The 23,883-nt window shown below is 61.4% G+C and carries 22 protein-coding genes and 2 pseudogenes; 15 read left to right on the forward strand and 9 right to left on the reverse strand.

What is annotated here, in order from left to right; genetic code table 11:
* Positions 1-125 precede the first annotated feature (125 nt).
* The 3 genes from FHT69_RS10130 to FHT69_RS10140 form a co-directional block, all read right to left on the reverse strand.
* Entirely contained in the window at positions 126-476 is a 351-nt protein-coding gene (locus FHT69_RS10130; RefSeq protein ID WP_047616480.1) for a cupin domain-containing protein, read from the reverse strand.
* 17 nt (positions 477-493) lie between these two features.
* The gene (locus FHT69_RS10135; protein WP_047616478.1) at positions 494-1,777 is read right to left on the reverse strand and encodes an O-acetylhomoserine aminocarboxypropyltransferase; all 1,284 of its coding nucleotides are present in this window, start codon (positions 1,775-1,777) and stop codon (positions 494-496) included.
* A gap of 117 nt (positions 1,778-1,894) precedes the next feature.
* Positions 1,895-2,323 (reverse strand): CoA-binding protein, encoded by a 429-nt coding sequence (locus FHT69_RS10140; protein WP_048338657.1) that lies wholly within the window; start codon positions 2,321-2,323, stop codon positions 1,895-1,897.
* Between the two features lie 121 nt (positions 2,324-2,444).
* Here FHT69_RS10140 and FHT69_RS10145 point away from each other — a divergent pair, with 121 nt between their 5' ends.
* Entirely contained in the window at positions 2,445-2,768 is a 324-nt protein-coding gene (locus tag FHT69_RS10145; RefSeq protein ID WP_063474297.1) for a hypothetical protein, read from the forward strand.
* Positions 2,769-3,246: 478 nt separating this feature from the next.
* The gene (locus FHT69_RS10150; protein ID WP_047616474.1) at positions 3,247-4,083 is read left to right on the forward strand and encodes an EamA family transporter; all 837 of its coding nucleotides are present in this window, start codon (positions 3,247-3,249) and stop codon (positions 4,081-4,083) included.
* Position 4,084: 1 nt separating this feature from the next.
* Here the strand turns inward: FHT69_RS10150 and FHT69_RS10155 are convergent, their stop codons facing one another.
* Positions 4,085-4,915: an enoyl-CoA hydratase gene (locus FHT69_RS10155; RefSeq protein ID WP_168332310.1), complete on the reverse strand. Its 831-nt coding sequence runs from the start codon at positions 4,913-4,915 to the stop codon at positions 4,085-4,087.
* Between the two features lie 99 nt (positions 4,916-5,014).
* Complete coding sequence (locus FHT69_RS10160) at positions 5,015-5,245, reverse strand: DUF1127 domain-containing protein (protein WP_183905285.1); 231 nt, start codon at positions 5,243-5,245, stop codon at positions 5,015-5,017.
* A 73-nt stretch (positions 5,246-5,318) separates the two neighbouring features.
* On the opposite strand from FHT69_RS10160, the gene FHT69_RS10165 reads away from it, so the two are divergent.
* The 7 genes and pseudogenes from FHT69_RS10165 (at position 5,319) to FHT69_RS10195 (ending at position 12,127) form a co-directional block, all read left to right on the forward strand.
* Entirely contained in the window at positions 5,319-6,218 is a 900-nt protein-coding gene (locus FHT69_RS10165; RefSeq protein WP_183905389.1) for a LysR family transcriptional regulator, read from the forward strand.
* 316 nt (positions 6,219-6,534) lie between these two features.
* The gene (gene rplM, locus FHT69_RS10170) at positions 6,535-6,999 is read left to right on the forward strand and encodes a 50S ribosomal protein L13 (RefSeq protein WP_012483399.1); all 465 of its coding nucleotides are present in this window, start codon (positions 6,535-6,537) and stop codon (positions 6,997-6,999) included.
* Between the two features lie 2 nt (positions 7,000-7,001).
* A complete protein-coding gene (gene rpsI, locus FHT69_RS10175) occupies positions 7,002-7,469 on the forward strand; it encodes a 30S ribosomal protein S9 (RefSeq protein WP_047616469.1) in 468 nt (155 codons plus the stop codon).
* A 319-nt stretch (positions 7,470-7,788) separates the two neighbouring features.
* Positions 7,789-8,974: pseudogene (gene cml / locus FHT69_RS10180) on the forward strand (CmlA/FloR family chloramphenicol efflux MFS transporter).
* A 223-nt stretch (positions 8,975-9,197) separates the two neighbouring features.
* On the forward strand, positions 9,198-10,160 hold the full coding sequence (speB, locus tag FHT69_RS10185) for an agmatinase (protein ID WP_047616465.1): 963 nt from the start codon (positions 9,198-9,200) through the stop codon (positions 10,158-10,160).
* A gap of 61 nt (positions 10,161-10,221) precedes the next feature.
* Complete coding sequence (argC, locus tag FHT69_RS10190; protein WP_047616463.1) at positions 10,222-11,154, forward strand: N-acetyl-gamma-glutamyl-phosphate reductase; 933 nt, start codon at positions 10,222-10,224, stop codon at positions 11,152-11,154.
* 181 nt (positions 11,155-11,335) lie between these two features.
* The gene (locus FHT69_RS10195) at positions 11,336-12,127 is read left to right on the forward strand and encodes a sulfite exporter TauE/SafE family protein (protein WP_047616641.1); all 792 of its coding nucleotides are present in this window, start codon (positions 11,336-11,338) and stop codon (positions 12,125-12,127) included.
* Between the two features lie 18 nt (positions 12,128-12,145).
* On the opposite strand, the gene FHT69_RS10200 is transcribed toward FHT69_RS10195, so the two are convergent.
* Positions 12,146-13,249 (reverse strand): COX15/CtaA family protein, encoded by a 1,104-nt coding sequence (locus tag FHT69_RS10200; protein ID WP_183905286.1) that lies wholly within the window; start codon positions 13,247-13,249, stop codon positions 12,146-12,148.
* A gap of 115 nt (positions 13,250-13,364) precedes the next feature.
* On the opposite strand from FHT69_RS10200, the gene FHT69_RS10205 reads away from it, so the two are divergent.
* The gene (locus FHT69_RS10205; protein WP_047616460.1) at positions 13,365-13,574 is read left to right on the forward strand and encodes a DUF2842 domain-containing protein; all 210 of its coding nucleotides are present in this window, start codon (positions 13,365-13,367) and stop codon (positions 13,572-13,574) included.
* 118 nt (positions 13,575-13,692) lie between these two features.
* On the forward strand, positions 13,693-14,934 hold the full coding sequence (locus FHT69_RS10210) for a GNAT family N-acetyltransferase (RefSeq protein WP_097631035.1): 1,242 nt from the start codon (positions 13,693-13,695) through the stop codon (positions 14,932-14,934).
* Between the two features lie 107 nt (positions 14,935-15,041).
* Here the strand turns inward: FHT69_RS10210 and FHT69_RS10215 are convergent, their stop codons facing one another.
* The gene (locus tag FHT69_RS10215) at positions 15,042-17,207 is read right to left on the reverse strand and encodes a GumC family protein (protein WP_183905287.1); all 2,166 of its coding nucleotides are present in this window, start codon (positions 17,205-17,207) and stop codon (positions 15,042-15,044) included.
* Positions 17,208-17,399: 192 nt separating this feature from the next.
* Between FHT69_RS10215 and FHT69_RS10220 the strand changes: the two genes are divergently transcribed.
* The 4 genes and pseudogenes from FHT69_RS10220 to FHT69_RS10235 all read left to right on the forward strand — a co-directional run bounded on the left by FHT69_RS10220 (position 17,400) and on the right by FHT69_RS10235 (position 22,026).
* Positions 17,400-17,975, forward strand: coding sequence for a polysaccharide biosynthesis/export family protein (locus tag FHT69_RS10220; RefSeq protein ID WP_047616454.1), 576 nt, complete (start codon positions 17,400-17,402; stop codon positions 17,973-17,975).
* A gap of 3 nt (positions 17,976-17,978) precedes the next feature.
* A pseudogene (locus FHT69_RS10225) lies at positions 17,979-19,149 on the forward strand (glycosyltransferase family 4 protein).
* A gap of 73 nt (positions 19,150-19,222) precedes the next feature.
* The gene (locus tag FHT69_RS10230; RefSeq protein ID WP_047616450.1) at positions 19,223-20,785 is read left to right on the forward strand and encodes an undecaprenyl-phosphate glucose phosphotransferase; all 1,563 of its coding nucleotides are present in this window, start codon (positions 19,223-19,225) and stop codon (positions 20,783-20,785) included.
* Positions 20,782-22,026 carry an O-antigen ligase family protein gene (locus tag FHT69_RS10235; protein ID WP_063474290.1) on the forward strand — a complete coding sequence of 415 codons (1,245 nt, stop codon included), beginning with the start codon at positions 20,782-20,784 and terminating at the stop codon, positions 22,024-22,026. Before FHT69_RS10230 ends, FHT69_RS10235 begins: the two co-directional genes overlap by 4 nt.
* A 52-nt stretch (positions 22,027-22,078) precedes the next feature.
* Here the strand turns inward: FHT69_RS10235 and FHT69_RS10240 are convergent, their stop codons facing one another.
* Both FHT69_RS10240 and FHT69_RS10245 read right to left on the reverse strand, forming a co-directional pair.
* Complete coding sequence (locus FHT69_RS10240; RefSeq protein WP_183905288.1) at positions 22,079-22,912, reverse strand: carbohydrate ABC transporter permease; 834 nt, start codon at positions 22,910-22,912, stop codon at positions 22,079-22,081.
* A complete protein-coding gene (locus FHT69_RS10245; protein ID WP_047616639.1) occupies positions 22,912-23,805 on the reverse strand; it encodes a carbohydrate ABC transporter permease in 894 nt (297 codons plus the stop codon). Before FHT69_RS10245 ends, FHT69_RS10240 begins: the two co-directional genes overlap by 1 nt.
* Positions 23,806-23,883: the final 78 nt, after the last annotated feature.

Genomic DNA, 23,883 nt, shown 5'->3' on the forward strand with positions numbered 1-23,883 from the left:
TAGGCCCGATTAATGGGATTGGTTAAAAGCGTTCTATCCGGCAAGGAAGCGCTGTCATTGGCGGAAAAACGGGCCATTATCGCCGCAAACCGGGACAGGCCCCGGGGTCGCCGGCGTCGATCTGCTCAAACCTTGATCACATAATCCTTGCGAGTCGTTTCAACGACTTCCCACGTTCCCCTAAAGCCGGGCCTGAGGATCATCCGGTCACCCGCCTTCAGATGCACCGGCTCGCCGCCCTCCTCCGTCACGATCGAATGGCCGGAGAGCAGGCTGAAATATTCCCACTCTTCGTAGACAATCCGCCACTTGCCCGGCGTCGCCTCCCAGATACCGGAATAGAGGCCGCCTTCGGCCTCCTCCAGGTTCCAGCTACGGAATTGCGGATCGCCCGAGATGATCCGGCCGGGCTCCGGGGCGCCGAACTCCGGTTGGACGCCGTCGATGCTGAAGGTGATGAAATTTGCCGTGGTCATTATGGACCCCTTTGATCTCAGATCTTCGAGAGCGCCTGTTCGAGATCGGCGATGATGTCCTTGACGTCCTCGATGCCGACGGAAAGGCGCACGACGTCAGACCCGGCGCCGGCGGCGATCCTCTGCTCGTCGGTCAATTGCCGGTGCGTCGTCGAGGCCGGATGGATGACGAGCGAACGGGTGTCGCCGATATTGGCGAGGTGGGAGAAGAGCTCCAGTCCCTCGACCAGCGTCTTGCCCGCCTCATAGCCGCCCTTGACGCCGAAGGTGAAGATGGAGCCGGCGCCCTTCGGCGAATAGCGCTGCTGCAGGGCATGGTTCGGGTCGTCGTCGAGGCCGGCATAATTCACCCAGGCGATCTTGCTGTGCGCCTTCAGCCACTTGGCGACGGCGATCGCATTGTCGCTGTGGCGCTGCATGCGAAGCGGCAGCGTCTCGATGCCGGTCAGGATCAGGAAGGCGTTGAAGGGCGAAATCGCCGGCCCAAGATCGCGCAGGCCGAGCACGCGGGCAGCGATCGCAAAGGCGAAATTACCGAACGTCGCGTGCAGGACCATGCCGTTATATTCCGGCCGCGGGCTCGACAGCATCGGGTAATTGCCGGATTTCGACCAGTCGAAGGTGCCGCCGTCGACGATGAGGCCGCCCATGGAATTGCCGTGGCCGCCGAGAAATTTCGTCAGCGAATGTACGACGATGTCGGCGCCATGCTCGATCGGACGGATGAAATAGGGGGTCGCCAACGTGTTGTCGACGATCAGCGGCAGGCCGTTGCGGTGTGCGACGTCGGCAATGGCGGCGATATCGACGAAGGTGCCGCCGGGATTGGCCAGGCTTTCGATGAAGATACCGCGCGTCTTGTCGTCGATCTGGCTTTCGAAGCTTGCCGGATCGTCGGAATCGGCCCAGCGCACCTGCCAGCCGAAATTCTCGAAGGCATGGCCGAATTGGTTGATCGAGCCGCCATAGAGCCTGCGCGCAGCGATGAAGTTCTCGCCGGGGCGCATGATGGTGTGGAAGACGATCATCTGCGCTGCATGGCCGGAGGCGACGGCAAGTGCTGCCGTGCCGCCCTCGAGCGCTGCGACACGCTCCTCGAGCACGGCCTGGGTCGGGTTCATGATGCGGGTGTAGATGTTGCCGAAGGCCTGCAGGCCGAAGAGGGCGGCGGCATGATCGGAATCATTGAAGACGAAAGCGGTCGTCTGGTAGATCGGCGTTACCCGCGCGCCGGTCGCCGGGTCGGGCTGTGCGCCGGCATGGATCGCCAACGTGTTGAATCCCGGATCGTTCTTGGCCATGTCGTCCTCCCGTTATTGCTGACGAGCGGGATCATAACCACTCACGAACGAAAGTTAATCGCGATCCGTTTCAACCCGCGGGCGTTCCGTGGAAAATCCGTCTCCGCCAACAGCAACTCAGGCAATGAGACGAGGATATTCGATCGCCGGGCAACGGTTCATCACCACCTTGACACCGACGGCCTCCGCCTTTGCCGCCGCCGCATCGTCGCGGACACCAAGTTGAGACCAGATGATCTTCGGCAGCGGGCTCAGCGCCAGCGCCTCCTCGATGACCCCGTCCAGATATTCGGAGGCGCGAAATACGTCGACCATGTCGATCGGCACGGGAATGTCGGCGAGCCGGGCATACACGGTACGGCCCTGAATCTGCTTACCCGCCTGCCCCGGATTGACAGGAATGACCTCATAGCCGCACGACAGCAGATAACCCATGACGCCGTTGCTCGGCCGGGCCGGATTGGGCGAAGCGCCGGTCAGAGCGATGGTCTTTACCGAATGCAGGATTCCGGCGAGGTAGTCATCCGTGTAAGCGTCGTGATTCATGTCCGTGTCTCCACTCCCGAAAGCCCTTCAGCACGGCCCCGCATGTTTTTTTGCATTTCCGTGAAACCGGCTGGGCGTCTTTTCCGTATATATGAATTGGATACTCCCTGAGGATGATTCGATGAAAAAAATCGCTCTTGCCCTCATGCTCGTGCTTGCCGCATCGCCGGCGCTGGCGATCTCGCGCTACAATCCGCTCGCCATGAGCTGTGCCAGCGTGCGCGCCGCCATCCACAATCAGGGCGCCGTCATCTTCCGCTACCAGTCTCCCCGCGGCTTGCCGCTCTACGATCGCTATGTCCGCAACAGCAATTATTGCGACGCGACCGATTATGCGGAATGGACGCATATTCCCTCGAAGGACGATCCCCGCTGCCCGGTCCTGAACTGCCAGAACATCGACAACCTTGACGGGATGCTTTTCGTTCCTCATCATCAACTTTGATGGTTTTAACGGTTGTAACGGCCGCGGGAAACTATACGTCTTTCGCGCTTGCGAAAGGTTTGGGGCTCAATCCCGCGCTGCGATTTTTTGAAGATTGCACAATCAAAAGCTTTAATTTTCCCCTATGTCAAAGTTATAGAATAATATCTATATTTCAGCAGCATAGGATAATCTGCTTCCGAGTTCCGACAGCTTGTTTCTCCTTTTGTTCATGATAATGCCGCGCTATGTTCTTATGTCCATTAGAAACATCTCATAGTTGAAAGGAGCGCCTGGATTGAACGCATGTCGCGCGCACGTAAAAATTGCTCCAATGAGCCACCATTGTTCACCTACTGAAAGAATGCTATTCGACACATGACCGCATAAGCGGCCGCCGCCGTGCATTTTCGTGCAAATCTCAGTTGTCTTTTCAGGAATTCGAAACGCTGAAGCGAGGCGTGTTCCGCTTCTTCTCATCCTTTCCGGATTTACTCCCTTGCCTCTCGACGTCATCCTGCTCGTTCTCTTCGGCGCACTGCTGCACGCGACATGGAACGCCATCGTCAAGGCGGGGAGCGACAAATCCCTCGATGCGGCACTGATCTCGGCCGGCGGTGCGGTTTCGGCGCTGCCGTTCCTGGCATTCCTGCCGCTGCCGCAAGCCTCAGCCTGGCCGTTCATCGGCGCCTCGGCCATCCTGCAATTCGCCTATTTTCAATTGGTCGCCGCCGCCTACCGCGCCGGCGATATCGGCCTCGTCTATCCATTGATGCGTGGCAGCGCACCGCTGCTGATTGCCGCGACAAGCGGTTTCATCCTCAAGGAAGATCTTTCCTGGGGCGCTCTTGCCGGCACGATGACGATTTCGGCCGGGGTGCTGACGCTGGCTTTGGAGGCGCGGCGCGGCAGCAGCCGCGCCGTCATGTTCGCGCTTGCCAATGCCTGCGTCATCGCCAGCTACACCTATGTCGACGGTATCGGCGCACGCATCTCCGGCAATGCGGTTTCCTACACTTTGTGGATGTCGCTGTTGCCGCCGGTGCTGCTGTTTGCCTGGGCAGCGTCGCAGCGCGGCGCTGCCGCCGTCGCGCGCCACGTCCGTCGCAACTGGTGGCGCGGCCTCATCGGCGGCGCCGGCTCGATCGCTTCCTACGGGCTGGCGCTCTGGGCGATGACGAAAGCCCCGGTCGCGACCGTCGCCGCTCTGCGCGAAACCGCGATCCTCTTTGCGCTGGTGATCTCGATCACCGTCTTCAAGGAAAAGGCCAGCATCTGGCGCTACGTCGCCGGCGTGGTTATCGCAATCGGCGGACTGGTTCTGAAACTGGCGTGAGTCATTCGCCCTTCCATTCCGGCATACGCTTGCCGAGGAAGGCGCCGATCCCTTCCTGCGCGTCCTGCGTCAGCATGTTTTCGACCATCACCTTGGCGGTATAATCATAGGCCGCCTCCACCGGCAGTTCGAGCTGGCGGTTGAAGGCTTCCTTGCCGATCCTCAGCGCCATCGGCGATTTGCTGGCGATCACCGCCGCATATTTGGACACGACCTGCACCAGATACTGTTTCGGCACGATGCGGTTGACGAGGCCGAAATCCTTGGCGGTCGAGGCGTCGATCGTCTCGCCGGTCAGCAGCATTTCCATTGCCTGCTTGCGGTGCGCGGCACGGGAAACGGCAACCATCGGCGTCGAACAGAACAGGCCGATGTTGACGCCCGGCGTGCAGAATGTCGAACTGTCGGTGCAGATCGCCAGATCGCAGGTGGCAACCAGCTGACAGCCGGCAGCCGTTGCAAGCCCGTCAATCTCGGCGATGACAGGCTTCGGCAGATGGGCGATCTTCAGCATCAGATCGGCAGCGAGCCGGAAGGACTTTTCGAAGAAGCCGGCCCCCTGATCTTCATCGGCGCGATGGGTCGTGAGTTCCTTGAGATCATGCCCGGCGGAAAAGACGTTGCCGATCGAAGCGATGACGACGACGCGCACATCCGAATCCGCCCCGGCCGTCTCCAACTCGTGCATCAGCGCTTCGAGAAGCGCGATCGAAAGCACATTGGCCGGCGGATTGTTGAGCACCAACCGCAGCACGCCGTCGCGCAGCGAGCGGGTCAGCAATCCGCCCTCTTCTGCCCTGGCTGCGTCCGGGAAGGATACGATTTCGGCCATGATGCTGCTCCCTGCGCCCGCTCGATTCCAGCAGACGTTTTGCCACAAGGCGCTGGCAATTTCGAGCAGGATCCGCACGCCGCGCGTAAGCCGCTGCCGTCAGGACCAGAACCACGACTTCGATGCCTCGGCACTTGCCTGCGCACGCGTCAGACCGACATCGCGAAGCTCGTCGTCGGTGAGTTCGGACAGCGTGCGGCGGCTACGACGCTTTTCGAGATGATGTTCGATGACGGCCACCCGCCGCAGGCCCCAACGCGCCAGGCGGCGCAGTTTCGATCGAGCGATATCGCGAGGCGCCACAAAGATCCCGCTTGTTTCCAAAGCCATCTGTTCTTCCTTCCTTCAACGGATGAAAGATGCGCTGGAAGACGCCATGAAAGAAGCTTATAGATATTATGATATGTATAAGGATTTCTTTGGCATGGCGCTCAACCTCGATCAACTCGCGACCTTCGTCAATGTTACCGATCTCGGAAGCTTTACGGCTGCAGCCGACAAGGAGGGCCTGACTCAACCGGCCGTCAGCCTGCAGGTAAAGGGCCTCGAACAGCGGCTCGGCGTCCGGCTGATCGAGCGCGTCGGGCGACGGGCGCAGCCCACCGCGGCAGGTCTCGATCTTCTCGCGCATGCACGACGCCTGCTGCAGGATTCGGCGGCGGCGGAAGAAGCGATGCTGCCGTACAGAGATGGCGCAAGCGGCCGCGTGCGCATCGGCAGCGGCGGCACGGCGTCGATCCATCTGCTGCCGCGCGCCATCGCCGCCGCCAGAAAACGCATGCCCGGCCTCGAAATCACCGTGCGCATCGGTGATGCCGACGACGTTCTGCGCGATCTGGAGGACAATAGCCTCGACATCGCCGTCATCGCCCTGCCGGCATCGGGACGGAACTTCGAGATCGAACCCTTCTACGAGGAGGAACTGCTGGCCGTCGCTCCCGCAGGCAGTCTCATTCCCGAAGGCGGGCCGGACGCCGCCTTCATGCGCGACAGGACGCTGCTGCTTTACGAGGGAGGCAATACGCGGCGGGCAATCGATGGGTGGCTGGCTGCTCCCAATACCAGAATCCGCCCCGCGATGGAGTTCGGCAGCATCGAGGCAATCAAGGAACTGGTGGCGGTGGGGCTCGGCTGGTCGATCCTGCCGGGACTGGCGCTGAAGCGCGAACGCGCCGGTCTGGTGACGACATCATCGCTGAATCCGCGGCTCACGCGCCGCCTCGGCGTGGTGCTGCGCCGGGACAAACATCTGACACGCGGCCTTCGCGAAATGATGAAATGCCTGCGCGAGTTCAAAGGTTAGGGCCGCTTTCGACCGCGGGATGCTGTTTCAAAAGCCGGCAGCGACGAGATAAAAAACGTCAGCCTCCCCAGTTCATGACCTAACAAATGTGAGGTATCATAATACCATACATCTAACATATTGTTTTCGCTTGGAATTTTTTACAGGCGTCGGAAGAGTCGATATTGACCCGATGTCACATTCCCTTTATACACCGCGCCAGAACGCAGCCTGTCCGGGCTGCTTTCTTTTTGGCATGCCTCGCGCCTGCCAATCCAAGCAACAAGAAACGCCCTTTAAGCCCTAGGGCCAAGGGTCCCAAAAGAGAGTATTCACTATGGCAACCTTCTCCCAGAAGCCTGCAGAGGTGGAGAAGAAGTGGGTGATCATCGACGCCGAAGGGCTGGTCGTTGGCCGTCTCGCTTCCATCATCGCTATGCGCCTGCGCGGCAAGCACAAGGCAACCTTCACGCCCCACGTTGACGACGGCGACAACGTCATCGTCATCAATGCCGACAAGGTCGTTTTCACCGGCAAGAAGTATTCCGACAAGGTCTACTACTGGCACACCGGTTATGCCGGCGGCATCAAGGAACGCACCGCACGCCAGATCATCGAAGGCCGCTTCCCGGAGCGCGTCCTCGAAAAGGCCGTCGAACGCATGGTTCCGCGTGGCCCGCTCGGCCGTCGCCAGATGAAGAACCTGCGCGTTTACGCCGGCTCCAACCATCCCCATGAAGCCCAGCAGCCGGTCGCCCTCGACGTTGCCGCGCTCAACAAAAAGAACGTAAGGAGCGCCTGATCATGGCTGACCTCTCCTCCCTGAAGGATCTCGGCACGGCTTCCGAAGCTGCTGCTCCGGCCCACGTCCGCAAGGTCGATTCGCTCGGCCGCTCCTACGCGACCGGTAAGCGCAAGAACGCCGTCGCCCGCGTCTGGGTGAAGCCGGGCTCCGGCAAGATCATCATCAACGGCAAGGAATTCGCGGAATATTTCGCCCGTCCGGTGCTGCAGATGATCCTGCGCCAGCCGATCGTTGCGGCTGCCCGTGACGGCCAGTTCGACATCGTCGCAACCGTTGCCGGCGGTGGCCTGTCCGGCCAGGCCGGCGCTGTTCGCCACGGTCTCTCCAAGGCGCTGACCTACTTCGAACCGGGCCTGCGCTCGGTGCTGAAGAAGGGCGGCTTCCTGACCCGCGACAGCCGCGTCGTCGAACGCAAGAAGTACGGCAAGGCAAAGGCCCGCCGCTCCTTCCAGTTCTCCAAGCGTTAATCGCTTCGGACAAATGGAATTACGAAGGCCGGGGAAACCCGGCCTTTTTGTTTGCGCTATTTAACCCAGGCGGAAGCGTGCCGGCTGCCATTGTCGCATTTCGGTTCGGCTGGTAGAAACTCTGCTGGTAGAAACTGGGCAAGGCGCTTCGCGAATGAGCGAAGCCGCAGTCAGGGTCGCATCATGGGAACAACCAAGTCCGCAGACAAATAGGCCGCAACAACCCTGCCCTGTTGTTGCGGCGTCTGTCCGGCCAATTCCGATACTGATGAAAAGACAGATCGCCGCCGAATGAAATCATTTGAGCGGATGCTTCCCCATGTCTTATCCCAAAATCCAGCGCTGGACCTATTCCATGCCGGCAGCCTTGCTGCTGATGGCGCCTTTCGACATCCTGACCTCGCTTGCCATGGATATCTATCTGCCGATTGTGCCGATCATGCCCGAGGCACTCGGCACCTCGCCGGCCGTCATCCAACTGACCCTCAGTCTCTACATGCTCGTGCTCGGCGCCGGGCAGATCATCTTCGGCCCGATTTCCGATATTGTCGGACGGCGGCCTGTCCTGCTCGCAGGCACGGCACTCTTTGCCGCTTCCTCCTTGCTGCTTGCCGGCACCTCGTCGGCACCGCTTTTCGTGACCTGGAGATTGCTGCAGGCAGTCGGTGCATCGGCGGCCCTCGTCGCAACCTTCGCAACAGTGCGCGACGTCTACGCCGGACGTCCCGAAAGCAGCACGATCTATAGCTTGCTCGGCTCCATCCTCTCCTTCGTGCCGGCACTGGGCCCGATCGCCGGAGCCTTGATCGCGGATCGCTTCGGCTGGCGGGCCATCTTCCTCGTCATCGGCCTCCTTTCGATTGCCGCCCTTTTCAATGCCGGTTTTCGGTGGCATGAAACCCGGCCTGCCATCACCGCGAAGATCGCCCTTCGCCCGATCCTCAGGAGCTTTCCCTTCTGGGTCTATACATCAGGCTTCAGCACGGCGATGGGTGCCTTCTTCGTCTTCTTCTCGACGGCACCCCGCGTCCTGATCGACAGAGCCGGTTTCTCCGGCATCGGCTTCAGCGTTGCCTTTGCCACGGTAGCGCTGGTGATGGTCGTGACCGCGCCTTTCGCCAAACGCTTGGTCATGCGCTGGGGGATTGCAGGCAGCCTTGCCGGAGGCATGGCGACGCTGCTTCTCGGCGCCACGCTGCTTGCCTTTGGAGAGTTATTTTCTGCAGCCCTCATTTGTCAGCTTCGTCGTGCCGATGTGGATCATCGCGATCGGCATCGTCCTTGCGACGGCGGTGACCGCCAATGGCGCGCTTGAGGCCTTTGGCGATACGGCAGGAACGGCGGTAGCGTTCTATTTCTGCATCGAGAGCATCATTGTCGGCTTTGCCGGAACGGTCTTCGTGCTTCTGCTCGGCGGTGACAGCGCCTGGCCGCTCGTCGGCTATATCTCAGCGAGCGCGCTGGCGACACTCGCCGGATTGTGGTCGCTGCGGCAGCGGGCCTGACAGCAGATGGTCAAGAACGGCCGCTCGACCGGACCGGGCGGCCGTCATCCGATCGATGGCTTGAAATCTGCCCGCAGCTCGCCTACCCCTTTCTGCGCGCAAGGGATCAGCCAATTCCTTCGCGAGACCGCCACCCGACGCTTTGGCGTCGAACGGTGATCATGCAACGCAGCGTCCGCACCGAACGCGACTATGGTTTTGCGACCGAAAAAAGGAGCATGACTTGGCGAACAGATCGATTGACCACGCCTTCACGGCGACCAGCCTCACTTCCGCCGCCAGCGACCCGACCTTTGCCGGCGCGCTGTCCTTCATGCGCCGCCGCTTCACCAAGGAGCTCGCCGGCGTCGACGTCGCCGTCTGGGGCATTCCCTTCGATGCCGCGACATCGAACAGGCCGGGCACGCGCTTCGGGCCGCAGGCGATCCGGCGCGCCTCGGCGATCTTCGACAATGATGCGCAATATCCCTTCCACCGCGATCTCTTCGCCGACATGGCGGTGATCGACTACGGCGACTGCCTGCTCGACTACGGCAATCATCAGGATACGCCTGCCGCCATCGAGCGCCAGGCGAATGTCATCCTCGACAGCGGCGCCTTCCTGCTGACGCTCGGCGGCGATCATTACGTCACCTGGCCGCTGCTGAAAGCCCATGTGGCAAAACATGGGCCGCTGGCGCTCGTGCAGTTCGACGCGCACCAGGACACCTGGTTCGACGAAGAACGGCGCATCGACCATGGCTCCTTCGTGGCGCGGGCGGCTCGCGAAGGCATCATCGATCCCGACCGCTCGATCCAGATCGGCATCCGCACCCATGCGCCGGAGGATTGCGGCGTCAATATTCTCTACGGTCATCAGGTCGAAGAAATGAGCGCCGGCGATATCGCCTCGGCGATCATCTCCCATACGCGCGGGGCGCCAGCCTATCTCACCTTCGATATCGATTGCCTCGATCCGGCCTTTGCGCCAGGTACCGGCACACCGGTTGCCGGCGGGCCGTCGAGCGCCAAGATCCTCTCGGTGCTGCAGCGCCTGCACCAGCTCGATATCCGTGGCGCCGATGTCGTCGAGGTATCGCCGCCCTATGATCATGCCGATATCACCGCCATTGCGGGGGCAACGGTGGCGATGTATATGCTGGGGCTTCACGCCGAGCGACGCGCCATCGCCGTGTCACAAGGCTGACTTATCATCGCTCAAACTGAATCCGGAAACCTTCATAACCCATTGAAAGCGCAGGTTTAACATGGCACCGAAAATCTTCATCGACGGCGAACACGGCACGACGGGTCTGCAGATCCGCACGCGCATGGCCGGCCGCCGCGATGTCGAGCTTCTGTCCATCCCCGAAGCCGAGCGGCGCAACGCCGCCCTGCGCGAGGACATGCTGAACAGCGCCGATATCGCTATTCTCTGCCTGCCCGACGACGCGTCGAAGGAAGCGGTTCAGATGGTTTCGGCCAACAACAATGTGCGCGTCATCGACACCTCGACCGCCTTCCGCGTCAATCCCGGTTGGGCCTATGGCTTTGCCGAGATGGACGGTGCGCAGGCCGACAGGATCAAGGCCGCCCGTTTCGTCGCCAATCCCGGCTGCTATCCGACGGGAGCGATCGGTCTCATCCGGCCGCTGCGCGCCGCCGGCATTCTGCCGGACGGTTATCCCGTCACGGTCAACGCGGTCTCCGGTTATACCGGCGGCGGCAAGCAGATGATCGCGCAGATGGAAAACCCGGATCACCCGGATGCGATCACCGCACCGCATTTCCTCTATGGCCTGCCGCTCACCCATAAACATGTGCCGGAGATGACCGTGCACGGCCTGCTCGACCGCGCGCCGATCTTCTCGCCATCTGTCGGCAAGTTTGCTCAAGGGATGATCGTGCAGGTGCCGCTGCATCTCGACGATCTCGCCGAGGGCACGACGATGGAGAGCATCCATGCCGCCCTCGTCGCCCATTATGCCGGCCAGGATATCGTCAGTGTCGTGCCGCTGGCCGAAAGCAAGGGGCTTGCCCGCGTCAACGCCGTCGAGCTCGAAGGCAAGGACACGATGAAGCTCTTCGTCTTCGGCACCCCAGGCGCTTCGCAGGTCAATTTGGTGGCGCTGCTCGACAATCTCGGCAAGGGCGCATCGGGCGCCGCCGTCCAGAACATGGACCTGATGCTCGCCTCGTAAGGGCGTGAATGGCGGCATCGAGATGATGCCGCTCACGCTTCGTGTCGATCTCGTTATCATGATCTCGTGGCCGCCTGCCTCGGCGGCCGCAGCATCGCTTTCGGCTCGATCATCGGCGACGATTGGGCTATGAGGGCGGACCTTCCTCGCCTGCCGTTCCCGAATCACGGAGCCTGATGTCATGACGCTCGATGCGCTGGTCGATGGCGTGCACGCATGGTTTACCGCCGCCCTGCCCGACCAAGGCATCTATGCGCTGATGGTCTTTGCCTTCATCGCCGGGCTTGCCCGCGGCTTTTCCGGCTTCGGCGCCGCCCTGATCTTCGTTCCGCTCGGCGGCGCGATCGTCGGGCCGAAGCTGATCTCGCCGATCCTGCTCGTCATCGACGGCGTTGCCTCGCTCGGGATGATCCCGCCGGCCTGGCGCGGCGCCAACCGGCGAGAAGTTTTCGTCATGGCGGCAGGTGCTGCGCTCGGCATTCCGGCCGGCACGGCGATACTGGCGTTGCTCGACCCGCTGCTCTTGCGCTGGAGTATCACGATCATCGCCAGCTGCCTGCTTGCGCTGCTGGTATCGGGATGGCGCTACCACGGCGAGGCATCCGCACCGCTCACCAGCGGCGTCGGGCTGATCGCCGGGCTTTTCAGCGGCGCCGCGCAGCTCGGCGGGCCGCCGGTTGTCGCCTATTGGCTCGGCGGCAAGAGCGACTTCACCCGCGTCCGGGCAAATGTCGTGCTCTATTTCTCGATCTCGTCCGTTTTCAGCGCCATCAGCTATTATTTCGGCGGACTGTTCGTGCCTGCCGTCTTCGCGCTCACCGTCGTCATCCTGCCGAGTTATGCGGTCGGGCTCTATGGCGGGTCGAAACTGTTCGGGCTTGCCGAAGAACGGACCTTCCGTATCGCCTGCTACGTCCTGATCGCCGCCGCCGCGATCATCGGCATGCCACTGCTCGATGGGGTGCTGCGGTAGAACCCAACAGCGACGGCTTCAATCGCGTTCGGCGATCATCGTCCCATGCGGATATTCGCCGTAAAAGCCGCGCCAGTTGGCGACGGCGAAACCGAAAACCACCAGCGCACCGGCCTGATGCAACAGGCCCCAGTGGAGTGGCACCTGCATCAGCAGCGTGGCGATGCCGATCGCCGCCTGCAGCGTCACCAGTGCGAAAAGCAGCACGGCGCGGCGTGCATGGGTGGTCCAAGGTGCCGCGCGAAGGGCGATCACCATGTTGATCAGCGTCAACGCGAAGAGCGTGTAGGCGCCGATGCGGTGGATGAACTGCACCGTCTTCGGGTTCTCGAAAACATTGATCCAGAAGGGCTGCTGGATCAGCAGATCGGAAGGGATAACGGCGCCATCCATCAGCGGCCAGGTATTGTAGGAAAAACCGGCATCGAGCCCCGCCACCAGCGCGCCGAGATAGATCTGGAACAGCGAGAAGATGGCGATCGCGGCGGCAAAGGCGCGCGAGCTTCTGGCCGGCGGCGGATCGTCGGAGTGCGGTGAGAGACCGCGCATGACCCACATGCAGCCGGCAAAGATCAGGCAGGCCATAACGAGATGCGTGGCGAGCCGGTACTGGCTGACGTCGGTGCGGACGGAAAGGCCCGAAGACACCATCCACCAGCCGATAAAGCCCTGCAGGCCGCCGAGCGCCAGGATGCCGACGAGCGGCCAGCGCAGGCGCTTTTCGATACGCCCCGTCAGCCAGAAATAGATCAGCGGCAGCGCGAAGATCACGCCGATGCCGCGGGCGATCAGCCGGTGCGCCCATTCCCACCAGAAGATGCCCTTGAACTCGTCGACGGTCATGGAACTGTTCAGCTGCTGAAATTCGGGAATGCGCTGATAGAGGCGGAATTCCTCCTCCCACTCGGCGGCCGACAGCGGCGGGATGACGCCATGGATCGGCTTCCACTCGGTAATCGACAGGCCGGAATTGGTCAGTCGCGTGGCGCCGCCGACGAGCACGAGACAGAAGAGCGCCAAAAGCACGAAGCCGAGCCAGAGGCGCAAGGCGCGGCGGTCGCGATTCTGCTTGCGCATTTCGCTCAGGATCGCCTGTTCCGTGGTCGGGTTTGCGACGGCCATGATGTCTCCTTCTATCCGGCAGTTGATTTGCCCCACCGGCTCATGCAAAACAAGCCCCGAACCTTTGCGGCATGCCGTCGCGCCGGTTCGCCCCCTCCATGCCGAGAGATAACCGATGCCCGTCCGCCTCCGCAAATTCATCGGCACGATCCTCATCATCGTGCTCGTGCTCGTCTATGCGCTGGTGGCGAACACGATCGCGGTGGCAACGCTCGGCAACGCGCCCTGGTGGGGACATCTGCTCTATTTCTTTCTCACCGGCCTGCTCTGGGTATTGCCGGCGATGGTAATCATCAAATGGATGGCCGGGCCGCCGCAGCGGTAGGCCATTAACGGCCGAATAACCGTGATGCGCGGAAAACCTCGCTCACCGCCTGCGATTAAACCAAATATACGTCTGCCATACCTACCCTCCCGTTCAGCATTCTTGACCGGAGAAAACCGTGCAGACGCAAAAGCTCGATGTCCATGAACAGCCGTCCGACAAGGTGGCGCTGGCCGATATGGCCATGTCGCGCCTGCGCCAGCTGAGCATGAAACTCGCCATGGCTGAAATCGACATCGACGTCTTCGACGCGATGCAGCCGCTGGAAGATGACTGGCGGGCTCTGGAGCGCGACAATCTGCAATCACTCCATCAAAGCTACGACTGGTGCGCCGCCTGGGTGAGCGCCTTCCAGCGGCCGCTTGCAATCCTCAAAGGCACCCATGCCGGCCAGACGGCTTTCATTCTGCCGGTCGAAATCGTCAAGTCCCGGGGACTGGCGATCGCGAAGTTCATCGGTGCCGATCACAGCAACATCAATACCGGCCTGTTCTCCGAGAGTTTTGCGGAAAGCGGCGGATCCATTGATGCCGGCAAGTTCGCCGGCCAGCTACAACAGGCGCTCAGGGGCCAAGCCGATCTGCTGCTGCTGCAGAACATTCCGCTGGAATGGCGGGGGCGACAGACCCCGCTCACCGGACTGCCGATGGTGCAGAACCAGAATCATGCCTACCAGCTGCCGTTCTTCTCGACTTTCGAGGAAACGCTGAAGCAGCTCAACGCCAAGAACCGGCGCAAGAAATTCCGTGTTCAGTCGAAGCGCCTCGAGGCAGCCGGCGGCTTCGAATACGTCATTCCCGAGACATCGGAAGAGCAGCATCGCCTGCTCGATATCTTTTTCCGCCTGAAGAGCGCACGCTTTGCCAGTCTCGGCCTGCCCGACGTTTTCGCCGACAGGGAAACGCAGGCCTTCCTGCATGGCTTGCTCGACAGGGTGGATGACAGCAGGCAGTATTTCGGGCTGCAGATGCAGGTGCTCCGGCTCAAGGGCGCGCTTGAGGGCAGGATCGCCGCGATATCAGGCATCTCGCGCAAGGGTGACCACATCATCTGCCAGTTCGGCGCGATCGATGAAGAGCTCGTGCCTGATACCAGCCCCGGCGAATTCCTCTATTGGCAGACCATTTCGGGATTGCATGGCAAGGGTGTCGCGCTGTTCGATTTCGGTCTCGGCGACCAGACCTACAAGCGCTCCTGGGCGCCTGTGGAGACCGCCCACTACGACGTGGTGCTGCCGGTCTCGCGGTTCGGCGTTCTCGCCGGCGCCGCCCACCGGGTCGTCACCCGCAGCAAGGCCCATATCAAGGCGCGCCCGAAGCTTTATAGATTCGCCCAGGGCGTCCGGGCACGAATTGGCTAGAGCGGTTCAGCTTTTAACTGAAACGCAGAACCGCTCTATCCTTTTGTTTTTACGCATGTCGTTGCCGCAAAACCGCGGCACACTTTTGCGCGACATGCTTCAACCGTTCAGGCCGCCCGGCCGAACTCCTGCTTGGCCCCTTCGCCGCCCGACATCAGCACGACGCGCTCATAGCCCGCAGCCTGGAATTCCGTCATCAGTGCAACGAAGATGGTCTCTTCGACTTCAGGCAGCGAGAGGATGATCTCGACGTCGCGGCTGCGCGTCAGCCGCGAGACGCCGGCCACATCGGCCGAACCGCATTCGACCACCACGAGGTCGTAGGCGGCGGCAAGCGCATCGAGCAGCAAGGACAGCCGGTCGACACCGCGCATGGCCCGGCGCACGTCGCTCTGGCCCTGGGGGATCAGATGGGCATCGGACAGGCGGTCGCTGTGGATCGTGTCGCCGAAGGCGGCTTCGCCGCAAAGCAAATCGGTGACGCCAAGGGCGGCCTGATCCTCGACCATCAGTTCCGTGGGGTAGCCGGAGCCGGTCATATCGATGAGGATGACGCGGCGGCCGGCGTCGGCGAGCGTGCGGGTCAGCGAAACCGTCGCCGCCGAACCATTGTCACCGGTCGGGGATATGGCAATTGCCAGCGGCGCACGGCTGCCGGTCAGATAATCCGCAACTGAGGCGATGGAGAATTCATTGTCGTCCTCCGGCGCCTCGGCAGCCTCCACGGCCGCTACCGGCTCATCCTCGTCCGCGACCACGGCGAGCATGCTCGGCTGCACGGGCTTTCTGACTGCTACGGCGATCGGAGCGGCCTGCGGCACATGCTTCTCCTCGACGGCTGCTTCCGCCTCGATTGCCTCCGGGGACGCATCCACCGGGCGGAGCGCCCGGCCGCTGAAAAGTTCGGCCAGCATGGTGATGATGGCGCTCATAATCAGCGTCGCGACGGCAGCGACGACGACGATCGGCACCACCTTGGGGAAATAGGGATCGACCGGCTCGACGGCCCTGGACACGATGCGGGCATCCGCTGGGCTCGAATTGCTGTCGGCGCGGGAGGCGGCCTCGCGATAGCGCACCAGATAGGTTTCGAGCAGCTGGCGCTGGGCGTTGGCCTCACGCTCCAGCGCATTGAGACCGACCTCATCCTCACCGGCGCGGGCGCTGGTGGCCTGCACCGTGTCCGACTGGCGCTCGAGTTCGCTGGCGCGGAGATCTGCGACCTTGGACTCGTTCTCGATGCTCGTCAGGATCTTCTGCGTCTCCTGGCGGATCTGGGTACGGATATCGGCGAGTTGCGCACGCAGGCTTTTCAGCCGCGGATGGTTGTTGAGAAGACTGGTCTGCAGATCGGAGATCTGCGACTGCAGGCCGGATTCCGTCGCCTTCAGCCGCTGGATCGCCTGCGAGGACATGATGTCGGGCAGCGTATCGGAGGCTTCGCCCGAAGACAGCGCATTGCGCACCGCCTGCGCTCTCGCCTCGGCATTGGCCTTGTCGCCCCTGACGCGGGTCAGTTCGGCGGAGATATCGTTCAATTGTTGCGCCGGAAAAGTGGTCGTGCCGTTCGTCTGCAACAGCCCGTGCGAGGTGCGGTATTCGGCGACCTTCTTCTCGGCTTCGCTGACCTTCCGGCGCAGGCCTTCGATCTCCGGCTCCAGCCAGCGGGTCGCCTCGGAGTTGGAATCGAGCTTGGCGCCGCTCTGGGTCGAAAGGTAGACATTCGCCATGGCGTTCGGAATTGCGGCGGCGAGTTTCGGGTCCTTGGAGGTGAAATTGATGCCGATGACGCGTGAACCCGGTACCTGATAGACCTGCAGGCGCTCGACGAAGGCATCGATGACACGCTCTTCCGGCGGATTCTCCAGCGGGTTCTTTTTCAGGTGCAGCTTCACCAGGATGCTGCTCATCGCCGAGCCGTTGGCGGCATCGTCGAATTCCGGCAGGTTGTAGAGCTTCAGGTCGTTGATCACCTTCTTGAGGAGATCTGCCGATTGCAGGAGCTGCACCTGGCTGGCGATGTTGAGTTCATCCATCAGCGGACCGGCGCTGGCGTCGTTGACCTGCTGGGTGTTGGCAAAGGCCGGCGCACGGGGTTCGATGAGGATGCGCGTTTCGCTGCGATATTGCGGCGACATGATCTTGGCGCCGGCAAAGGCGACGCCCGCCCCCACGAGGGTGATCGTCAAAATCCGCAGACGGCGCGCCCAGACCGCGCGGGCCAACTGGCCGAGGTCGATGTCCACATCCTGATCACGAGCTACGCTGGACATGCTCTTACTCCACAACAAAGGTGCCGCAAGCGTAAACGACCATGGTAACTCAACGGTTAATGGCGACCTTGCCAAGTAGAGGAGGGACGATCGATCAAGGATACCGGGAAATTGCAAGCGTCCTTTACCGGGCATTAACCCTAACGGATCGATAACGACTGCACCGAGTTCATTTTCTGTGAGCACAAACGGATGTCTTTCGTCCAGCCCAAGATCTTTTTGGCCCTGAGCCTTGCAGCCATGACGGCAGCACTGGGCGGCTGCACGACGTATAAGCCGGCTCCGAAGGCCTTCAACGAGGCGACCATCCAGCCCTATACGCTCGACAGCGGCGATCGGTTGCGTGTTACCGTTTTCGACCAGCAGAGCCTGACCAACACCTATACGGTGGATCAGGCCGGCTATATCGCCTTCCCGCTCATCGGCCAGGTCCCTGCCCGCGGCCGGACCCTGCAGCAACTCTCGGGGCAGATCGCCCAGAAACTGCAGCAAGGCTATCTTCGCGATCCCGACGTCACCATCGATGTCGATCGCTACCGTTCGATCTTCATCATGGGTGAAGTCGGCCAGCCCGGCCAGTATGCCTATGTTCCCGGCATGACGGTGCAGAATGCCATCGCGGTTGCCGGCGGCTTCACCAGCCGCGCCAACCAGAGCATGGTCGACGTCACCCGCAAGATCAACGGACAGGTGCTGACCGGCCGCATCAACATATCGGGCCCGATCATTGCAGGCGACACGATCTACGTTCGCGAACGGCTCTTCTGAGCAATGTCAAAACAGAGACCGCTCCGCATCCTCCATTGCTTCAGGTCGCCGGTCGGCGGAATATTCCGCCATGTCCGCGATCTGGTCGAGGAGCACAGCAAGGCCGGTCATCAAATCGGCATCCTCTGCGACAGCTCGACCGGCGGCGAGTACGAGGACAGCCTGTTCGACGATATAAGACCCTATCTCTCGCTCGGCCTGACACGCGTGCCGATCCGGCGTTCGATCAGCCCGTCCGATATTGCGACGATGTGGGATACATACAAGAAAATCAAAAGTTTGCGGCCGGATGTGCTGCACGGACACGGCGCCAAGGGCGGCGTGCTCGCGCGACTTGCCGGCTCAGCGTTGCGGGTGAACAGGTATCGCGTAGCCCGCCTCTATACCGCACATGGCGGAAGCCTGCATTATTCGCGCTCCTCCTTCAGTGGACAGTTCGTCCTGAGGATGGAGCGGCTGCAGGAATATTTCACCGATGCGCTGGTCTTCATCTGCGAATATGAGCGCGACACCTATGCACGCAAGGTGGGTAAGCCGCGGACGAAGACGAAACTGATCTATAACGGTATCAGCGAGCGTGATTTCGAGCCGATTCCGACCCGTTCGGATGCCGTGCATTTCATCTATGTGGGAATGCTCCGGGACCTCAAGGGTCCCGATCTGTTTGTCGATGCCTTCGCCAAGACCGAACGGCTGCTCGGCAGGCCGCTGTCGGCGCTGATGATCGGCGACGGGCCGGATCGCGACCGCTACCGCGAGATGATGGTCGAACGCGGCCTCGGCAAACGTATCGGCATGCTGCCGGCAATGCGGGTGCATGAGGCTTTCTCGATGGCGCAGAACCTCGTCGTTCCCTCGCGCGCCGAAGCCATGCCCTATATCGTGCTCGAGGGGCTCGGCGCCGGCAAGACGATCATCGCAAGCCGAGTCGGCGGCATTCCCGAGGTGCTCGGCGCCGACAGCGCTGCACTGGTGGAGCCCGGCAATTCCGACGATCTCGCCCGCGTCATGGCGGAAACGCTGAGCACGCCCGGCTGGCACGCCAGGACGATGCCGAAGCCCGAGGCGGTGAAGGCGGTGTTTTCCTCCGCCGTCATGGCGCGCGATGTGCTGAAATTGTACCACGAACTCGTCGAGACCGCTGCCGGCCCAAGCAATGCCCGCCGCCTCGTAAATATTTCTTAGGGGCTTTCTGGTATTTCGCTCGGTGACAATGAGCGACAATGCCCCATAGACAAGCTGGCCCCATGAACAAGCTGGAAAAAGGCGATCAATTCGACGTGGAAGCGCTGCGCAAGCAGGTCTCCGACATCGAGGTGCGCGGCGACGCAGGTCAGGAAAAACCTTCCGACCCGACCGAGATCAACCCCTATGCCCGCCAGATCGCTGAGCAGTTCCGCGATGGAACCTATTCGCCGGCCATCATCATCGGGCAATTGCGGCTGTTGGAATTCCTGGCGCTCTTCGCAATCGCCCTGATCGTCCACTATGTCTGGCCCGGCGACGGCCACGATTCCGCGCTGGTGCGGGCTGGCATGGCGGCGATCGCTTCTGCCTTGACCGTCATCGGCCTCCAGCTTACCGACACCTACACCATTCCCGCGCTTCGGGCGAAGCTGCGGCTGATGCCGCGCATTCTGGCGTCGTGGACGATCGCGCTTCTTCTGACCCTCGGCCTGTTTACGCTCATTCGCGGCACCACATGGGCAATGGTCGATGCCTATATTTCTTGGTTCGCAGCCGGCGCGCTCTTCCTTGTGGCCGAACGTTTCCTCGTCGCTTACGGCATCCGCAACTGGGCGCGCAACGGCATCATGGAGCGCCGCGCCGTCATCGTCGGCGGCGGCGAGCCGGCCAAGGATCTGATCCGCGTCCTCGAACAGCAGGACGACAACGACATCCGCATCTGCGGCATCTTCGACGACCGCGGAGAGAAACGCTCGCCGATCATGGTCGCCGGTTATCCGAAGCTCGGCACCGTGGCCGAACTCGTCGAATTCGTACGGCTGACGCGCATCGACATGCTGATCATCGCCCTGCCGCTTTCGGCCGAGGCCCGCATCTACGACCTTTTGAAGAAGCTCTGGGTTCTGCCGGTCGATATCCGCCTTGCCGCGCATGCCAACCGGCTGCGCTTCCGGCCGCGCGCCTACTCGCATGTCGGCACGGTGCCGATGCTCGACATTTTCAAGAAGCCGATCCGCGACTGGGATTCCGTCGCCAAGCGCGGCTTCGACATCTTCTTCACCGTGGTCGCGCTTGCGCTGCTCTGGCCGGTGATGGTCGCGACCGCGATCGCCATCAAGGCGACCTCCGAGGGCCCGGTCTTCTTCATGCAGAAGCGCCACGGCTTCAACAACGAGATCATCAACGTCTTCAAGTTCCGCTCGATGTACACCAACATGGCCGACCCCACAGGCAAGGCTGCGGTGACCAAGGGCGATCCACGTGTTACCCGCGTCGGGCGTATCATCCGCAAGAGCTCGATCGACGAATTGCCGCAGCTTTTCAATGTGCTGAGAGGCGAGCTTTCGCTGGTCGGTCCGCGGCCGCATGCCGTTCTCGCCCAGGCGCGCGATCGCGCCTTCTCCGATGTCGTCGAGGGCTATTTCGCCCGCCACCGCGTCAAGCCCGGCGTCACCGGCTGGGCGCAGATCAACGGCTGGCGCGGCGAAGTCGACAATGACGAGAAGATCAAGTTCCGCACGGCTTACGACCTCTATTACATCGAGAACTGGTCGCTCTGGTTCGATCTCAAGATCCTGTTCCTGACACCGATCCGGCTGCTCAACACGGAAAACGCCTATTGAGCGCGATCGAGGCGACATATCCCCGTGTCGCCCACCCGCAGCGGATGACGCTGCGCCTGATCGGCTCGGCCTTCGTCGCCTTCGGCGTCTTCCTCTCCGGTTTCGTGATCGACGAGCCGGCGCCCTATGAACTCTGGATGGCCGGGCTGATCGGCCTCTGGTTCATCCTGGGCCTCAGGATTTCGCGCGGCGTAGCGCCGCTGCTCGCCTTGCTGCTCACCTTCAATATCGGCGGCATGCTGTCGCTGACGCAGATGAAGGACCTGGCGACGGGGCCGATGTATATCGCGGTGTCGACTTTCCTGGCGCTGACGGCGGTGTTCTATGCAGCAATCATCGAGGACAGCCACAAGCGGCTGCCGTTGATGTTCAACGCCTGGACCTTCGCCGCCGTCGCCACCTCGGCGCTCGGCGTACTCGGCTATTTCCACGCATTTCCGGGCGCGGAGGTCTTCACGCTCTACGACCGCGCCAAAGGCGCCTTCCAGGACCCCAACGTTTTCGGCCCCTTTCTGGTGCCGCCATCGCTCTACCTCATCCACGGCATTCTGGCCGGCGACCTGAAGAAATCGCCGTTGAAGGCCGCCGCCCTGCTCGTGCTTGCACTCGGCATCTTCCTCTCCTTTTCCCGCGCCGCCTGGGGGCTTTTTGCGCTCGGCCTGGTGCTGCTGATCTTCATCATGCTGCTCAAGGAGCGCAGCGGCGCCTTTCGTCTGAGGGTCCTGGTGCTATCGCTGGCGGCGATCATCATGCTGGTCGCCTCGCTGCTGGTGGCGCTGCAGATCCCGAAGGTCGCCGAACTGTTTTCAGCGCGCGCCCAGCTGGTGCAGCAATATGACGGCGAACATCTCGGCCGCTTCGAGCGCCACCGGATCGGCTTCACCATGATGATGGAGCGCCCGCTCGGCATCGGTCCGCTGGTGTTCGGGACGATGTTTCCCGAGGACGAGCATAATATCTGGCTGAAATCGCTGACCACCTATGGCTGGCTCGGCTTCGTCAGCTATGTCGGCATGCTTGTCTGGACGCTCGCCCTCGGCTTTCGATACCTGCTGCTCGACCGGCCGTGGCAACCCTTCCTGATGGTCGCCTGGATCTCCGTCCTCGGCCATGCGGCGATCGGCAACGTCATCGACATCGACCACTGGCGCCATGTCTATCTGCTGCTTGGCACCGTCTGGGGCTGCGCGGCGCTGGAAGTGCGCCACAAGCGCGAGCGAAGGCGCCAGGGACCGGCGTGAGGCCTGACCCTCTGGCGCATCGTGCTTTGCGCGTCTGAAATCGCACAGCTGTCTATTTCGTGGCTCCTGCCGTCAGGCCGGCAATGAACCGCCGCTGGAAAACCAGATAGGTCAGGATGAGCGGGGCAATGACGATCACCGCACCGGCGGTCAAAACCGGCGTATTGACAGTGTAGCGCCCTTGGAAAAACAGCATACCGAGGGGCAGCGTCCGATAGGCGTCGTCGTTGACCAGAATGAAGGGGATCAAAAACTCATTCCAGGTCCAGATGAACAGGAACAGCGCCAGCGTCAACATTGCCGGCACCATAAGCGGGATAACGATCTTACGGAGGATATAGAAGCGTCCGGCGCCATCGAGAACCGCCGCTTCGAGAACTTCTTCCGGCAATTGCTGCATCGCGCTGGCGAGGAAGATCGTTGAGAACGGTATCGACATCGCGATCTGCGGCAAGATCAGAGCCGCATAGGTGTTGATCAGGCCGAGATAACGCATTTCATAATAAAGCGGGATGATGAAGGCCTCCGCCGGCACCATCATGCCGAGCGTCAGGATAGCGAACAGCGTGCGCCGAAACGGAAATGACAGGTAAGCGAAGGCAAAACCGGTCAGCAGGCCCAGAAAGACGCTGGCAGCAACGACGGGTATGACAACTGTAATCGAATTCCAGAAGTAAACGTTGAAATGTCCGGCATTCCAGGCATCGACGTAATTTTCGAAATGGGGATATGCCGGCAAAGCGAACGCACCCTGCAGAACGTCAGCCTTGCTCTTTATCGACGTCAGAAGCAGAAGCAGGAAGGGGATGATGGTGACGAAGGCAAGAAGCCAGAGGACAATGCGGAGGAATAGCGCACCGACGGGAAAGTTGGGCGAACGGCTCATCAAGCCAATCCTTTATTCTGCGATCCCACAAATCGGTGAATTGCATAGTTGATGACGAATGTGAGTACCGCGCCGACAATGGCGATGGCCGCCGCGGCGCCGAAGCGATTGAGCTCGAAGCCGAGCTGATACATGTAGATATTCGGCACGAGGGTGGCGTTGGCGGGTCCCCCTCGGGTCATCGTGAAAATCAGGTCGAAGCTCTTGATCGACGCGATGACCGTCAAAAGCAAAACCACCCTTATCTCAGGCAATAGAAGCGGCAGCGTGATCCAGAAAAAGGTTTTTCGCGCCGAAGCGCCGTCGACCTTGGCGGCGTCGAAAAGAGACGGGTCGATGCGCTGAATTCCTGTGAGGAAGATGACCATGCAAAAACCGAAGAAATACCAAGTGGCAACGATCCCGACCGCGGGGAGCACAAAATTGAAATCGCCGAGCCACGGCAGCGCGAAGGCGCCCAACCCTACTGCTCTCAGAAACTGATTGAACGGGCCAAAGGCAGGATTGTAGAGCCATGCCCAGATGATGCCCAACACGGCCGTCGGCATGATGTAAGGCAGGAACAAGAATGTCCGCAGCGCAAGCTGTTCGCGTTGCTTCAGATTCCAGACGCAGGCGGCAAGGCCTATGCCGAGCACCAGCGGCAGGACACAATAGAAGATCATCAGCGCGGCATTGTTACGCAAGGCGATATAAAAACGATTGTCGGAAAAGAGATCGACGTAATTGCCCAAGCCAACCCAACTGGGCATGCTCAAGCCGTCCCAACTGGTCAGGCTCAAAGCCAAAGCCGCAATGATCGGTCCAAAGACAAAGGCCGCATAGAGCAGCAATCCAGGCAATAAATAGATAAAATTGGTGTGTTTCGAGCCATCAAGTGCGGAGCGTTTCATCCAGTACTCCATGAAGTCAAGGCGCTGGTGATCGCGCTGCAAGCCGCAGCTCGCAGCGCTGAATTTAACGTGGATCGA

Source organism: Rhizobium sp. BK008, from assembly GCF_014197345.1.
In the GTDB taxonomy this organism is placed as follows: domain Bacteria; phylum Pseudomonadota; class Alphaproteobacteria; order Rhizobiales; family Rhizobiaceae; genus Rhizobium; species Rhizobium anhuiense.

Excerpts from the sequence above, each read along its gene's own strand:
- FHT69_RS10215 (WP_183905287.1), bottom strand. The coding sequence starts at position 17,207 with ATGTCCAGCGTAGCTCGTGATCAGGATGTGGACATCGACCTCGGCCAG.
- FHT69_RS10240 (WP_183905288.1), bottom strand. The coding sequence starts at position 22,912 with ATGAGCCGTTCGCCCAACTTTCCCGTCGGTGCGCTATTCCTCCGCATT.
- FHT69_RS10165 (WP_183905389.1), top strand. The coding sequence starts at position 5,319 with ATGTATAAGGATTTCTTTGGCATGGCGCTCAACCTCGATCAACTCGCG.
- FHT69_RS10195 (WP_047616641.1), top strand. The coding sequence starts at position 11,336 with ATGACGCTCGATGCGCTGGTCGATGGCGTGCACGCATGGTTTACCGCC.
- FHT69_RS10155 (WP_168332310.1), bottom strand. The coding sequence starts at position 4,915 with ATGGCCGAAATCGTATCCTTCCCGGACGCAGCCAGGGCAGAAGAGGGC.
- FHT69_RS10205 (WP_047616460.1), top strand. The coding sequence starts at position 13,365 with ATGCCCGTCCGCCTCCGCAAATTCATCGGCACGATCCTCATCATCGTG.
- argC (WP_047616463.1), top strand. The coding sequence starts at position 10,222 with ATGGCACCGAAAATCTTCATCGACGGCGAACACGGCACGACGGGTCTG.
- rplM (WP_012483399.1), top strand. The coding sequence starts at position 6,535 with ATGGCAACCTTCTCCCAGAAGCCTGCAGAGGTGGAGAAGAAGTGGGTG.
- FHT69_RS10135 (WP_047616478.1), bottom strand. The coding sequence starts at position 1,777 with ATGGCCAAGAACGATCCGGGATTCAACACGTTGGCGATCCATGCCGGC.
- FHT69_RS10145 (WP_063474297.1), top strand. The coding sequence starts at position 2,445 with ATGAAAAAAATCGCTCTTGCCCTCATGCTCGTGCTTGCCGCATCGCCG.
- FHT69_RS10140 (WP_048338657.1), bottom strand. The coding sequence starts at position 2,323 with ATGAATCACGACGCTTACACGGATGACTACCTCGCCGGAATCCTGCAT.
- FHT69_RS10220 (WP_047616454.1), top strand. The coding sequence starts at position 17,400 with ATGTCTTTCGTCCAGCCCAAGATCTTTTTGGCCCTGAGCCTTGCAGCC.
- FHT69_RS10245 (WP_047616639.1), bottom strand. The coding sequence starts at position 23,805 with ATGAAACGCTCCGCACTTGATGGCTCGAAACACACCAATTTTATCTAT.
- FHT69_RS10130 (WP_047616480.1), bottom strand. The coding sequence starts at position 476 with ATGACCACGGCAAATTTCATCACCTTCAGCATCGACGGCGTCCAACCG.
- rpsI (WP_047616469.1), top strand. The coding sequence starts at position 7,002 with ATGGCTGACCTCTCCTCCCTGAAGGATCTCGGCACGGCTTCCGAAGCT.
- FHT69_RS10200 (WP_183905286.1), bottom strand. The coding sequence starts at position 13,249 with ATGGCCGTCGCAAACCCGACCACGGAACAGGCGATCCTGAGCGAAATG.
- FHT69_RS10230 (WP_047616450.1), top strand. The coding sequence starts at position 19,223 with ATGAACAAGCTGGAAAAAGGCGATCAATTCGACGTGGAAGCGCTGCGC.
- FHT69_RS10160 (WP_183905285.1), bottom strand. The coding sequence starts at position 5,245 with ATGGCTTTGGAAACAAGCGGGATCTTTGTGGCGCCTCGCGATATCGCT.